Here is a 14,356-nt window from a genome sequence, read left to right as displayed (position 1 = left end):
TACAATGCAAAGATGCGGCGGGTATTCACCTATTTGTTAGGCCCTATTTCCCGAGCAGTTGTCAAAATTTCCCTTGGCCGTGGTATTTCCATAAAATTTAATCTATAGGTTGGTTTTGAGAGGTGAAACTAGACCACAAAGAGTAGTAAGTTCCCTAAGGGTTATCAATTAATGGATAACATTAATTAATATACCCAAGGTCATTTTAAACTAGGGTTATTCTTTCCTATCGCTTTTTGGCCAATCATAAAGGTGTTATATTTATGATTATAAGCTTTTTAGGCTTTTTCTCTGTTTGTCGATTTAACCAACACCGATGAATAAACTAATATTCCTTTTTGTATTAGGGCCATGGCTTTGGGCCCAAGAACCGGTTACCATCAATGGTTTTGTTTTTGATCAAGGTAGGCCCGTGGAAGGGGTGGCCGTTAAAATCAAAGATCTGGCCCAAGGTACGCTTACCGATGCCGATGGTCGTTACCGAATAGCCACAAAAAGAGGTAATGTGCTCCAGTATTCCATGCTAGGCTATGAAACCGTCTTTAGAACGGTTGATGGCCAAACGACCAACATCAATATAAACCTCACGGAGAAAAGAGTGGCTTTGGAAGATGTGACCGTTTCCGCTAAAGAAAGAATCCGTACGCCCAAGTACAAGGATATCTTGACCGAATACCATAAAAACCCCGATATGATCATATCTTCATTTGGGGTAAAAGACAAAAAAACATCAGGACATGCGCTTTATGTTTTGGACGAATCTGAATTGAATACGAACGCTTTAGATTTTGCTGGAGCAATAGCGGGAAGGTTTCCCATTCGAAATTTTCGTGACTCCTTTTATTCCGATGGTAGTGATCCTAATCCTGGCCCCAAAATACTCTATGATGTCGATGGTATGATACTTAGCCAACCACCAAATATTCCTGCATCTTTTATTAAGCGGGTAGCATTTATACCAGGATTGGCGGGTACCTCAATTTATGGAAGTGAAGGCTCAAGTGGTGTTTTTATCATCAACACGAAAAACGGTTTTTACGAAAAACCGTCTAGCGAGGCAGTCAATAACAAATTAAAGACCAGTGATCTGTTCTACCAGGGAGATGCCCAACCCTTGGTAGCTACACAGGCCTTTTTACCCACGGCGCTTAAACCCCTTATTGATTCGGAGAAGCCCGAAGATGTATTGCCATTTTTTTTACAAGGAAATTTTAAGGCCCTTACGCCCATTCAAAAATTGCAAGCGCTGCAACTTATTATGGAATCTTACGGAACAACGCCGACGACACAAAGCATTATCGACAGGTTTTATAGGTCCGGAGATTTCGATCTAAACCATAAACGGGTGTTGGCCCTTATTTTCAGTGCTTACCATTTGAATAATGAGGCTTTGGAATTATACCAAGAACAGTTTAAGCGCTATCCGAATCGCCAGCGTTCGTATGTAGATCTATACCTAACCTATGAGGCCCTCGGCGATACTATGCGTGCCAAGAATTTCTTGTTTCGGTATTTTCACCTTATTGCCGAAGGGTTTTTCCCAGAACCCGATAACAGCGTTCATGGCCTTATGGTAAAAAACCTCACGCGATACCAATCTAAAATGGGCACATTGGAAAACGGGCGCTTTGTTTATGCCGAATGGGAGGGGCATCCCGCGGATATCGAACTTCAGTTCGTTGGTCCGGATAATCGCTATTTTGTTTGGGAACCCCAATCGACCGCCCCCGGTTTTTTAAGTGATTCGGGCGATGGCTTTTATATCGAAGATGCCGGGCAATCTTGGATAATGAATGGCCGAAAAACCAAGGCTGAGGCATTTCCCGTTTTTCTAAAGATCTCGGTATTCGATTTTAAGGGCAAGCGTATGCAACGTAAACAGCTGCGTTGCTATGTATTGTATGGTTCGAGTATAAATTTCAAATTGTTGGATTTTTAATTTCATACTAAAAGCCAAGGTTCGGGTTAACCATTCATTCCTATAAAACTACAGTTCGGTCAATTTTGGCAACTTTTCAAGCCGTGTTTTAAATTGAGGTCTTAGGTTTGTAGCAAACAATACCATCATGTACCGCCTACCACAACTACCCAGACTAGCTATTGGTATACTTTTGATGTTTTTCCAATCGATGCCTGCCCAATGGGAAGCTATAGATAATCCTCAAGAAAATTTTGACGCCCTTTGGGAAACTTTCCATAAGCGCTATGCCAATTTTGATCTGAAAAGGGTCGATTGGAACCAAATACAGACCAAGTACGGCCAACAAGTTACCCCGGAAACCACCAATAGGCAGTTGTTTGAGATCGGTTGTGCCATGCTGCAAGAATTGAACGATGGCCATGTAACCCTAGAGGCCGATTTTGAAGAAAGGGATTTGGAATGTGGCCCGTCTTATACCTTTGCGATAGAGAAAGCCTTTCCTATCCAAGAAAAATGGGATGCCTTTAAAGGTATTATGGATGCTCGTTTAAAGGCATTTGGTTTTTCCGAGGCCCAATACCAGAAAGTAAGTAAAGATGCTCATTTTCAATATCGAACACATGCGCGTTTTGGCTACATCCGTATAGACGAAATGCCGGGCCCTACATTCGGAAAACTTGACAAAGCCCTAAATAAGGCCTTGCAAAACATGCAAACTTCCGAAGCGGTAATCTTGGACCTACGTTTTAACGGTGGTGGTTGGGATAAAAATAGCTATACCATAGCCAACCGTTTCGTTAACGAAAAGAAATTGGGGCATTACAAAGAAACCCGGATAAAGGACACCCAAAACTTCACTAAAAAGAAAGCATGGTATCTTAAACCCCATGGGAAATTTCGATTTCGTAAGAAATTGATCATTCTAACCAGTGATTTTACCGCCAGTGCTGCCGAGGTGTTTTTGTTGGCCATGCACCGCCAACCCCAAGTGGTTTTGATCGGACAGACTACGGAAGGGATATTTTCAGACATGTACGAGTTCAAGCTCCCCAATGGTTGGGAAGTAAGCTTGTCGCATATGCGCTTTTACGATGCCCAAATGACCAATTACGAGGGCATAGGCATACAACCCGCTATCGAAGTGAAAAACAGCCCTGATGATCTTACCCATAAAACTGATGCCGTTTTGAACCGTGCTTTTGAGTATTTGCAAACCCTAAACAGAAATATGGAACAATAAGCCTGTGGAGGCACACTTGGAATGACTCTAGTCTTTGTTCTATTTTCTAGCAGCGAAGCGGTCTTTAGTCTCTAAAAACTACACATGCTTCCCACGGTTCCAACCGTGTTTGCCCAAATATTGCTCCCCGCTTTCTATGGCACCATCCTCTACAATGGTTCCCATGGAGTCGTTCCAGCGGTTTAGGTAACCGAACAGTGAGATGACCCCGAGCATTTCTACGATTTCGCCTTCGTTCCAATGGGCATACAATCGCTCTTTAATCTCGGCATCTACGGCATTGGGTACCTGAGAAGCGGCCAGTGAAAAATCGAGGGCGGCCCGTTCGGCCTCCGAAAAGGCAGGGTGGGTACGGTATTCCCAAATATTATCTAATTGCTCTTGTTCCGCACCATAGCGTTCTGCGGCCCGTATGGCGTGTGCTTGACAATACCGGCATCCGGTGGCATTGCTGCTTACCCAGGCGATCATACGTTTTAAGGCCGAGGACACCCGGCCTTCATTGGCCATTACCGCTTTGTTCAAATTGATAAAAGCCTTGGAAATGGCAGGTCTGTGCTGCATGGTTAAAATGGAGTTCGGACAAAATCCGAGGGTCTCATTAAAAAACTCGGCCAGTTTTCTGGTTTCGGGATCGTGTTCCGGATTTAAAGGGGCTACTAAAGGCATATGGATATTTTGTAAGGTTTTCTACCTATTTTTGACAATGAACTTACTTCGGCTTTTCAAAAAGGAATATGCCAAAAGGAGTAATTACAATAAACGAAAAAAACCTAAGTATGGCAACAAATCATATCAGTACCAAATGGTTGGGCGGCATGTCCTTTGAAAGTAATAATACCTCTGGAGGCACTTTTAAAATAGACGATGGGTCTTCCGAAGACCCACAAAGCTTTAGGCCCAAAGCCTTAATGCTATCTAGTTTGGCCGGTTGTTCCGGATTGGATGTGGCTTCATTAATCGCCAAGATGAAATTGGAAGTGTCCGATTTCCATATAGAGACCATGGCCAACCTTACCGAAGAGCATCCGAAATATTACGATAAGGTTACTATCGAATACCATTTCCATGGGGCCAACTTAAATGAGGCCAAACTAAAACGTGCGGTGGACCTTTCCATAGAAAAATATTGTGGGGTCATGGAAATGTTCCGCAGGTTCGCCGAGCTCGATATCGAGATTATTTACCATAACGAATAACACGGGCTATGCGGTGGATCCTGAAACCCAAACCCGAATCCGAAAAGGTACAGGCCTTGGCCAAAAGCCTTTCGGTTTCAGAGGGTATCGCCTACCTTTTGGTGCAGCGGGGGATAACCACCTATGCGCAAGCCAAGGATTTTTTTAGACCTTCCTTGGCACAATTGCACGATCCTTTTTTAATGCGCGATATGGATCTGGCAGTCGAACGGATTCAACACGCCCTGTGCACCCAACAGAATATTTTGGTCTATGGCGATTATGATGTAGACGGTACCACGGCCGTTTCGCTGATGTCTTCCTATTTGCTCACCCACACCTTAAATGTGGCTACCTATATTCCGGATCGTTATGCCGAGGGCTATGGGGTATCGTATCAGGGCATCGATTTTGCGGCCGATAATGGCTTCGATCTTATCATTGCGTTGGATTGTGGAATCAAAGCCATAGATAAGGTGGCTTATGCCAAGGAAAAAGGCATCGATTTCATTATCTGTGATCATCATAGACCGGGGGAGCAAATTCCGGATGCCGTTGCGGTTTTGGACCCCAAAAGAGACGATTGCGACTATCCCTATAAGGAACTTTGTGGTTGTGGGGTGGGTTTTAAATTGATCCAGGCCCTAGGTTCCCGCTTAGGGGAGACCTTTGAATATTGGATGCCCTATCTAGACCTGGTAGCCATAGCCATTGGGGCCGATATCGTACCCATTACCGGAGAGAATCGGGTCTTGGCCTATTTTGGGCTACAACAGGTGAACCAAGATCCCCGACCGGGCATTGCCGCCCTGATGAAGCAGGCCGAAAAGCCTAAAATGACCGTTACCGATCTGGTATTTACCGTGGCGCCGCGGATCAATGCGGCCGGACGTATGGAACACGGGCAATATGCGGTGACCCTTTTAACCGCCCAAGATTTGGAAAGCGCCCAGGAAATAGCGCTGGGAATTGAACAGTTTAATAGCGACCGTAGGGAAACCGATAAAATCATTACCCAACAGGCCCTAGATCAAATTACTGAATTGGGTGAAGAAGGGCGGCATACCACGGTGGTATACGACCCGCAATGGCATAAAGGGGTGATCGGAATCGTGGCTTCACGTTTGATCGAGACCTATTACCGACCGACTTTGGTCTTTACCAAAAGTGGCGATAAACTGGCGGCATCGGCCCGTTCGGTAAAGGGTTTCGATGTATATGCCGCCCTGGAGCAATGCCAAGAGCACATTATTCAGTTCGGGGGGCATAAATATGCGGCCGGACTTACACTTACCGAAGCCCAATACCCTTTGTTCAAGGCCAAATTCGAAGAAGTGGTGGCCCAAACCCTACCCAAACAATTGCGAGAGCCCGAGATTCAAATAGACCAAAGCTTGGATCTGGTCGATATCAGCCCGAAATTCTATAGGATTTTAAAACAGTTCGCACCCTTTGGCCCTGGCAATATGGCGCCGGTTTTTTTGAGTGAAGGGGTGTACGATACCGGTTATGGTCGCCCGGTAGGTGAAGACGAAAAGCATTTGAAACTTACCATCGCCCAACAAGGATCCCAACCCATTGGCGCCATAGGGTTCGGCCTGGGCGATAAATGGCCTTTGGCTTCCGGAAAAAAGCCCGTAGATATAGTGTACTGCCTAGATGAAAACCATTGGCAAGGGGTAACCAAACTGCAGTTGCGATTACGGGATTTGAGGTAAACGATTAATTTGAAATAGAGGTCTTTTTGTTACAATTCTAAACACTCGTACTGGAATTCCTCATTTTTAATAGCTTTAAGTGCCAGTTTTTGGGTGAATTTTTCATTAAGAAGTTAAACCTTTTGGCAGTGTTTAAGTCATTCTGAAATAGAATGAAACGATTCCTTCTTATAACCACTAAAACCAATCCATGAAAAACCTGATCTATTTTGTATCCGTTATTCTATTTGCTAGCTGTAAATCGGTTGACCAAAAAGAAACCTCAACCTATGTTCAGGCGCCTTTTAGTGGGGTAGATACCTTGGCCACCAACGATTGGTGGAACCGGGCTGCGAATCCCATTATCGATCTTAAGGTTGACCGGAAAGATGTCATCGCTTTTGGCATGTATACGGCGCATGCAAATACGCTAAAACTAACGGCCCAATTGTTTCCTTTGTATCCCAAGGAGACCCGGGAAGTCCGTTTGACACTCTTAAAAAATGGAAAATGGCAAACAGTACAAAAAAAGAAGGTGAACGAGATAGGGTGGTCTACCACCTTCCGGGTAGAAAATTGGGATATGTCTACCGATACCCGCTATCGTTTTATGCATGGTAAAGAGGCTGTTTACGAAGGCTTGATCCGGAAAGATCCTAAGGATAAAAAGGAAATTACTATAGCTGCTTTGTCCTGTAACAGTAATAAAGACCGGGGTGATAGGGAAAACTATGTCAGGAACATCAACCACCAAGACCCGGATCTGATATTTTTTGCCGGGGATCAATCTTATGACCATACGGAACATACGGCGGCCTGGTTGAAGTTTGGAATGCAGTTTCGGGAAACATTTAGAAATAGGCCCTGTATTACCATACCAGATGACCATGATATTGGCCAGGGCAATCTTTGGGGAGAAGGGGGCAAAGTGGCCCAGATCAGGGCCGGAAACGATGGTGGGTATTTTTACCCGGCCGAATATGTAAAAATGGTAGAACGCTGCCAAACTGCACACTTACCCGACCCCTTTGATAGTACACCCATTCAGCAAGGCATAGGGGTGTATTATACGAATATGTTGTTGGGCGGAATTGATTTGGCCATCATTGAAGATCGTAAGTTTAAATCTGGACCCAATGGCAAAATACCCCAAATGGGCCCCCGGCCCGACCATGTTCGCGATTCGACCTACGACCCAGCGCAAATTGATGTAGATGGCTTGGTCTTATTGGGTGATCGACAATTGGATTTTTTGGAAAATTGGGGAAAGGATAAGGCCGAAAACCGTATCAAGGTGGTGTTATCGCAAACCGGATTTTGTGGTGGGGCACATTTACATGGGAGACAGCACAACCGTTTGCATGCCGATTTGGACTCGAACGGTTGGCCGCAGACCGGCAGAAACAAGGCGTTGAAGGCTATTGAAGAAGCTGGGGCCATCCATATTGCCGGAGACCAACATTTGGCTACCGTAATCAAGCACGGAATAGATGAATTCGATGATGGCCCGTGGGCCTTTGTGGTTCCCGCTATAGTAAACAATTATTACAGCCGTTGGTGGTGGCCCGCCGATGAAAAAGCAGGGCCTAATTCCAATGGAAAGCTTCCTTGGAACGGTCGGTTTTTGGATGGGTTCAACAATAAGATAAGTATGCATGCCTATGTAAACCCCGATAACCATTCGGAAGGAGCGGGTTACGGACTAATCAGACTATATCCAGAAACCAAAAAAGTGGTTTTTGAATGCTGGCCCAGAATGGTAGATGTAACCACCGAAGAGGCGAAACAATTTCCCGGTTTTCCCGTGCGGATAGAATTGTAGCACTTTTAGTGCTCTTAACCTTTTTGCCTAAGAACCGTATTCTTCAAAAAGGTTTTTTGACAAGTGAACAATAATATTATTGGCTGCCTTTTCTTTCTCTTCTTTACTTAAATTTGATTTTGAAAGGAATTCTGCCTTAACGGATCTAATCATTCTACCTTTCTTGTGGGTTTCAAGACCATTAACCTTGTTTTGGAATTTAAAGATGATTAAAAGGGAACCTCCTAATACCCTTTTTCCTATCAATTCCCACCAATACTGATCGGTTAATCCAAGAGAAGACCCCATGATACAAATTAGATTGGAGTCATTTATTTTAGCTTTGAATTCTTCATCTTAAGCATGTTGTAACGCTTGATTGGCAATGGGTTTTATAAAAGACTCTAAAAAATCAATATTCTCATGAAATGATTTATTTGATAATTGTGAAACATCATTTATGCCCATGATTAAATCTTTATCAACAAGACCATGGATATGATTGACACTCCTCAACTGAATAGTATGATTATGATGATTACCAATTTTTAAATTATTCGAATTCTCAAATATTTTTTCTACTATCTGAGTATAGTTAAATGTAACAATGTTTACATTCCACTGGCTAGAGCTCCATTTGTTTTTATACTTTACTAATCTTCTTAATTCTGTTAGAGGTAAAGGAGTTTCAGGTTTCGCAAAGAATTGTGTAATGGATTTAATAATTCCATTATTAAGAACTAGGCTTTCTTCTTGAGCCTTAAGATAGTTTGATAAACTATATCTTATATCATCATTTACAATATCGAAATCTTCAAGGGAAGTCAAATTGGTCGTAAATTTCCCAAGAGCTATTTCTAAATCAGACCAATTCGAATTTACATCCTTAATTTCTTCTTTGAGTTTTACAATAATAGGATGTTTTGATTTTTGACTTAGATAATGTGTATAAAAGTGAGAATAACTTGTTTTTAAACCAAGACTAAGATCAAAACCATTGCCTAAGATATATAGGATGTTCATTTTTGTTGTTGGTTAAGTATTTAATATTCAAAATAATGCACTGTTAAATGTTAACCTGTTGGATTCAACCAACCCGAATCAGCAACAGCGGGTTGGGCTTGTTGCGCCAACCATTGGGTACGGGCTTGGGCTAGACTTTGACCTAGGTCTTTCCATTGTCCGTCAGTTGGGTTTGTGCTTGCCTCAAAAAGTGCTTTATCGAAGGCTTGGTATTTTTCTTGGTCTTCGGCACTGCCATAGGCTTTTATAAAACTACTTAAAGAATCGGCGGCTTGGGTTTTGGCCAACCAATGTTGGCGTGCCGTATAAAAGGCTTTGGACTCTTTTTTGGTTAGGGCCTTTTTTAGCTGCTTAAAGGCATAGACCTCCGAGGCCAATAGTGCTTTTCGTTGTTTTTTATAGCCGTAGTACGCCCACCGATTGATGCGGTAGAGTATATACAAGGCGAACAAACCCAAACTGGCCCAGATGGCAAATTCCTTGGGTGTTAAACCTAAAATGGTCAGGGGTTTGTCTTCTGGGACTTCTGTGACTTGGGTTGCCTCCAGGTTCTTTTTGGCGGTTTCCAACATACCCAAGTCGGGGTTGGGCACTACTTTAATACGTACCGAATCCAGTGTTTTGCGTACGGTCTTTTTGGTATAGGGGCTCCAATAGGTAAAAGAAGTGGCGGGAAGGGTTACGTAGCCCTCTTTTTCAAAAAGATAACTGGCGGTTTGGCTTTGGGAGGCCGATACGGCCGTTTTTCCCCTATGGGTATCTACTTTGGGCCGTTTCGGATAAATGGATACGCCTGCAATGCTATCCCAACGTATCGAAGGGATAAATTCGGCCAAGGTACCACTGGCCCTACGGCTTATGGTACGTTCCAAGACCTCGCCCACTTTCACACTATCCAAGGGGGCACTCCAGTTTTCGGAGACGGTTAGGTTGGTGGTTACCAACCAATCATCGGCGGAAAAGCCAAGGGGTACATCACGTACCTGAATGGTTTTCGCCTGTGTCGTAAGCACATGGGGCTTGCCTTCGTAGCCACCTTCGGGCGGACTACTGACATGTATCTTTATTTCGGGTATGGTAAGGGTTCCGGCTTTGGTAGGGTAGAGATTGTAAAGAAAATCGACCCCGGGCATGGCCTTGCCGCCTATTTGCTTCCGATTGGAAACCGACCGGAAATATACGGTAAGCGCATCGTCTACTTGCAAATTGCCCAAGTCGACCCCTTCGGTAAACCAAGTGGAGGTATGTACCGAAACCGTCATACTAACTGGTTCGCCAATATAGGCATCGGATTTGTTGAGGCTAACATAGGCAACTAATTTCTGTGCCTGTAGGCCAGTGAAGCCGAGTACACCCAAAAACAGGGTAAGGACAAACTTTCTTACCATGAATTTTCGCTTTTTTGGGTGGGTACTTGTTTCTTTTTTACTTGATAGCGGAACTTACGGGTAAGGAACAGGGCCGGGTCGTCGTCAACCTTACGCATCAATACGTTTTTGGGCATTTGGCCTTGGCCGGCCTGAAAATCGTCTGGGAGTTCTTCCATTTCCTTGCCTTTTCGAATGCCGGTGGTCAAGGTTTCCTCCTTGCGCGATTGCTGCATGTCTTTTTCGGTGGCTTTTTGTCCGCCCCCACTTAGATCTTCCAGCGAATCGTTCTTTTCATTCTTGGCCCGTTGTTTTGCCGGATTACGATCTACTTGGTCCAAACGCATGGTATCTAAAGAAGGCATAACGGCCTCCAAGGTTTGTAAAGACTGTTGGGCCTTTGAGAAATCGGGGTTTCGGGCGACCAATTCTTCCAATACTTCGGCCGATTTATGGTATTCACCCAGTTTTAAATAGGTAAGGCTGAGGTTGTATTGCCCCGCCTGCGTACTATCTTGTGAAAATGCGGTTTGGGCGCTCAACAGATCCCCGGCCTTAAAATAGGCCATGCCCTGATAGAGTGGGTCGGTATATAGCTGGGCGGCTAAGGCATAATCGCCACGTTCATAGGCTTTTTGAGCCCTATAATCTTGGGTAAGGAAAAGGTTTTTGAATTTAAAACCTTCAGGGTCGTTCTCCATAGGACTACAACTTCCCAAAAGAAAAAGTAGTACTACCGATTGCAAGCCCCATCCTTTTCTAAAACTGAATAAAAAGAAGATCAAAAGCGGGATGCAGACCCAATAGCCCTCATCTAACCAATGGGTCTCCTTGTCTTTGTCCTGATCCTCGAAAATCAAATGCTCACTAATGGTCTTGGCAAAGCCTTCCATATCGGTAGCATCTAAAGTAGGTTCCATTACCGTTACCTTATCCAAAGCGCTCAAAGCTTGTTTTTGATTTGCGTTGAGAGCGGAATGTACTTGGGTGTGTCCCGGAATTTTACCGCCTTGCAAGGTGGCGAAAGGGTAAAAGAACAACTCCATGTTCAAACGTGAAGTCAGCGCGGCCGTGGCATTCACATCTACTTCCGAAAGGTCGTCGGTAAAGATCAAGACCTTGGCCGGGGCCTCTACTTGGGCCAAAAGGGTATCAAGTTTTTGGTATAAAAGCGCATAGGAAGTACCTTTTTGGGGCATCATTCGTGGTAAGAGGCCGTCGAGATTGTCTTTTAAGATCTTATAGTCTATGGTAAACGGAATTACAGTATGCGTACTACCCGAGAAAGCCAACAGATTGGTGGCCGCCCTGGGGTTGGCCTCTAACAGGTCGTGTATTTTGAACTTGGCCCGTTCCAAACGATTGGGCGACACATCTTCGGTAAGCATACTTTGCGAAAGATCGAGGGCGATCACCAATTTAGAGGCCGTTTTTTTGGTGGGGCCTTCCTCTTTTTTCCAAGTGGGGCCCAATACCGCCACAAAACCGAGCCCGAACATGAATATCAAAGAGATATAGATCAGTTGGGTCTTCCATTCACTTCCCTTTTGGATGACATAGGGCCTGAGGTGTTTGGCGATATGTTTTTTCCATTGGTTTTTATCGCGCAGTAAGAAAATAGATACCAAAAGTACCAATGCCGGCAAAAGCAACCACCAAAGGTATTCGCCCCTTAGAAAATGGAATTGTTCCCAGTCGATATGTAGGTTGGCCTTATCCATCGTTGCGTACCAGGTTTTTAAAAATCAATAGGATCAGGTTGATGCCAACGACCAAAGTGCCCAAGGCCAAAGCGGCGGCCAAAGGATAATAATACAGCAAGGTACGGGGCACGTAACTTTCTTCTTCATACTCAATGGGCTCCAAGGCATCGAGTTCGGCATATACTTTTTCGAGGGCATCGGCATCGGCGGCCCTAAAGTAGGAACCATCGGTCATTTCGGCGATTTCTTCCAAAGTGCGCTCGTCCAGATCGGAACCTGAGCTACCAGGCGTACCGATGCCTATGGTATAGATTACGGTACTGTCTTTTTTGGCCAGATTGGCCGCATCTAACGGAAGTATCTCTTGTCCGCTATCGACCCCATCGGTAAGTAAAAGCATTACTTTGTTCGAAATGGTATCGCGTTCGAATAGATCCATACCTTTTACAATGGCTTTACCGATATTGGTGGCCTGGCCGGCCATACCCACATCGGCCTCATCGAGCATGGTTTGTACGGTTTCCAGATCGTTGGTAAAGGGCGCCTGTACGTAAGCATTGGAAGCAAAGAACACCAAACCGAGGCGGTCACTTTTGCGACGCACCACAAAATCTTTCATGATATCCTTTACGGCTTCCCAGCGACTGACGCGTTTATCGTCGAGTACCCAATCGTTTTGGGCCATACTGAAGGAAAGGTCGGCCACGATTAAAAAGTTTCTCGAGAGTTTTACTTTTTTCTCCGGTTTGCCTACCAATTGGGGCGAGGCCACGGCGCCGAGCAATAAAAGCCAAATAAGAGTTAGGGTAATCCATGGTAAGATACCACGCCCTTTTACTTGGGCCGAACGGCTGGGCTTTTCACCGGATACTTCGGCGGCCCTGTTGAAATACGGATAGGTAAGTGAGCTGCTTTTACTTTTTATAGGAGGCAATAACCAATAGACCAATAAGGGCAATGGTGCCAAAAAGAAAACCCAGCGATATGCAAATTCGAAATTCTCAGCCATGCTTTCGGATCCAGGTTTTACTTAGATTGATCAATCGGTCTATATCGGAAGCCGAAACTTCTGTGGTTTCATCTTTATAGATGGCCGTATGGATAACTTCTTTTAATGGGCTAAAACCTCCTTCGGGAAGGGAACCATCTAAAAAAGCCAACCAGGCATCACCTTCCAAGCCGGCTACTTCTTGCCTGGGGTAACCGATAAGGGCGGTACGTTTTAGTAAAAACATAATCGATTTTACGGCATGCGGCTTCTTCGCTATATCCTCCAAAGCGACCAGGGCCTCACGGCGATAGGCATTCGTCCGGTATTTACGGTAGGCTTTAAAAAGACCATATAGGACTAGCAGGGCTAAAAGGGCCCATACCACTTTCCAGGCCGGGGTGTCGGTACTGAACGGAATGGGATCCGGTTCTATGGGTTCCATGCCGGCCAATTCGGGCGGAATTTCTTGGAATATGTAGATCCAGAGCATCATTTTCTTAGGGCCGGATTAAAATGTTCGAGTAATTGGTCTTCTACCTTGCCCACCGTGCTTATAGGGTAGATGGGTATGTTGTATTTGGCCAATTCGGTTTCGAATTGCTTGAAATTCTGCTCAAAATCGGCCTTTAATTGGGGCGGAAGGTTCTTTTTACGGCCATCGATCTGAATTTGCTTTTGGCCATCGCCCAAGGTTAATTTTTGATGCGGTAACTCTACCTCCATAGGGTCTTGAACTTTAAGCAACAACAAATCGTTATGTTCGGCTATTTCACAAAGTGACTCCAAGACTTTGGGGTCGTAGCGGTAAAAATCGCTGATAAAGACCACCATAAAATCGTGGGTAACCACATTGTGCAATTTGGAGACTATGGTTTTCAGGCTTTCGGAAAAATCGAAATCGTGGGGTTGGTAAATCTGGTTGTTGGCTTCAACTATCTTTTGGAAAAAATGAAGAATATTCCGTCGGTCGCGTTTTGGGGTCACCAGTTCGTAACCGTTACCAGTATAAACCATGCCGCCGACCCGGTCGCCGCTTTTTAAAACTTTATAGGCCGCAATGGCCGCCAATTGGGCCGCCGTAACCGACTTGGTCTTTTGTTGTGAACCAAAACCCATGGTAGGCGATTGATCAACGAAAATAAATGCGGGTTTCTCCTTTTCCTCGGTAAATACCTTGGTATGGGTGGTGCCCGTTTTGGCGGTTACCTTCCAGTCTATATTTCGAATATCGTCGCCAATGGTATAGGGGCGCGATTCTTCAAAGTCGAGTCCGCGACCACGTTGGCGCGAGGCAAACCTGCCCGATAATATGGAGTTGGAGCGTTGCTTGCCCAATTTCGAAGGGAATAGGCTATGCATCCACTCGAAACGCAATAGGTCTTCGAGGGAAATAAAGATATCCGGATTTTTTTCGGGCTGTTTCAACGCAAACGGA

General features: G+C 44.7%; 13 protein-coding genes. 5 read left to right on the top strand and 8 right to left on the bottom strand.

Annotated features, from left to right (window positions below; genetic code table 11):
* Positions 1-316: 316 nt before the first annotated feature.
* Entirely contained in the window at positions 317-1,939 is a 1,623-nt protein-coding gene (locus tag B7P33_RS05605) for a carboxypeptidase-like regulatory domain-containing protein (protein ID WP_097440985.1), read from the top strand.
* 127 nt (positions 1,940-2,066) lie between these two features.
* A complete protein-coding gene (locus B7P33_RS05600) occupies positions 2,067-3,161 on the top strand; it encodes a S41 family peptidase (RefSeq protein ID WP_097440984.1) in 1,095 nt (364 codons plus the stop codon).
* Between the two features lie 78 nt (positions 3,162-3,239).
* Here the strand turns inward: B7P33_RS05600 and B7P33_RS05595 are convergent, their stop codons facing one another.
* Positions 3,240-3,830, bottom strand: coding sequence for a carboxymuconolactone decarboxylase family protein (locus B7P33_RS05595; protein WP_097440983.1), 591 nt, complete (start codon positions 3,828-3,830; stop codon positions 3,240-3,242).
* Positions 3,831-3,940: 110 nt separating this feature from the next.
* Between B7P33_RS05595 and B7P33_RS05590 the strand changes: the two genes are divergently transcribed.
* From B7P33_RS05590 to B7P33_RS05580, 3 genes are all read left to right on the top strand, one after another.
* Complete coding sequence (locus B7P33_RS05590) at positions 3,941-4,360, top strand: OsmC family protein (RefSeq protein WP_097441245.1); 420 nt, start codon at positions 3,941-3,943, stop codon at positions 4,358-4,360.
* An 8-nt stretch (positions 4,361-4,368) separates the two neighbouring features.
* Positions 4,369-6,057, top strand: a complete 1,689-nt coding sequence (gene recJ / locus B7P33_RS05585; RefSeq protein WP_097440982.1) for a single-stranded-DNA-specific exonuclease RecJ — start codon at positions 4,369-4,371, stop codon at positions 6,055-6,057.
* Positions 6,058-6,247: 190 nt separating this feature from the next.
* Positions 6,248-7,858: a metallophosphoesterase family protein gene (locus B7P33_RS05580; protein ID WP_097440981.1), complete on the top strand. Its 1,611-nt coding sequence runs from the start codon at positions 6,248-6,250 to the stop codon at positions 7,856-7,858.
* Between the two features lie 27 nt (positions 7,859-7,885).
* Here the strand turns inward: B7P33_RS05580 and B7P33_RS05575 are convergent, their stop codons facing one another.
* The 7 genes from B7P33_RS05575 to B7P33_RS05545 are packed head-to-tail and all read right to left on the bottom strand — an operon-like array spanning position 7,886 to position 14,346.
* A complete protein-coding gene (locus B7P33_RS05575; RefSeq protein ID WP_097440980.1) occupies positions 7,886-8,146 on the bottom strand; it encodes a hypothetical protein in 261 nt (86 codons plus the stop codon).
* Between the two features lie 48 nt (positions 8,147-8,194).
* Positions 8,195-8,860, bottom strand: a complete 666-nt coding sequence (locus tag B7P33_RS05570; RefSeq protein ID WP_097440979.1) for an AbiH family protein — start codon at positions 8,858-8,860, stop codon at positions 8,195-8,197.
* Positions 8,861-8,910: 50 nt separating this feature from the next.
* Positions 8,911-10,248, bottom strand: coding sequence for a BatD family protein (locus B7P33_RS05565; protein WP_097440978.1), 1,338 nt, complete (start codon positions 10,246-10,248; stop codon positions 8,911-8,913).
* Positions 10,242-11,948 (bottom strand): vWA domain-containing protein, encoded by a 1,707-nt coding sequence (locus B7P33_RS05560; protein ID WP_097440977.1) that lies wholly within the window; start codon positions 11,946-11,948, stop codon positions 10,242-10,244. The genes B7P33_RS05565 and B7P33_RS05560 overlap by 7 nt, the downstream gene beginning before the upstream one ends.
* On the bottom strand, positions 11,941-12,939 hold the full coding sequence (locus B7P33_RS05555) for a VWA domain-containing protein (RefSeq protein ID WP_097440976.1): 999 nt from the start codon (positions 12,937-12,939) through the stop codon (positions 11,941-11,943). The genes B7P33_RS05560 and B7P33_RS05555 overlap by 8 nt, the downstream gene beginning before the upstream one ends.
* The gene (locus tag B7P33_RS05550) at positions 12,932-13,414 is read right to left on the bottom strand and encodes a DUF4381 domain-containing protein (RefSeq protein ID WP_097440975.1); all 483 of its coding nucleotides are present in this window, start codon (positions 13,412-13,414) and stop codon (positions 12,932-12,934) included. The genes B7P33_RS05555 and B7P33_RS05550 overlap by 8 nt, the downstream gene beginning before the upstream one ends.
* Entirely contained in the window at positions 13,411-14,346 is a 936-nt protein-coding gene (locus B7P33_RS05545; protein WP_245871670.1) for a DUF58 domain-containing protein, read from the bottom strand. The genes B7P33_RS05550 and B7P33_RS05545 overlap by 4 nt, the downstream gene beginning before the upstream one ends.
* Between the last annotated feature and the right edge of the window lie 10 nt (positions 14,347-14,356).

The organism is Sediminicola luteus (genome assembly GCF_002514735.1).
GTDB lineage: Bacteria > Bacteroidota > Bacteroidia > Flavobacteriales > Flavobacteriaceae > HQA918.
The sequence above is the reverse complement of the archived record's forward strand: the minus strand, read 5'-3'. Positions and strand labels throughout refer to the sequence as shown.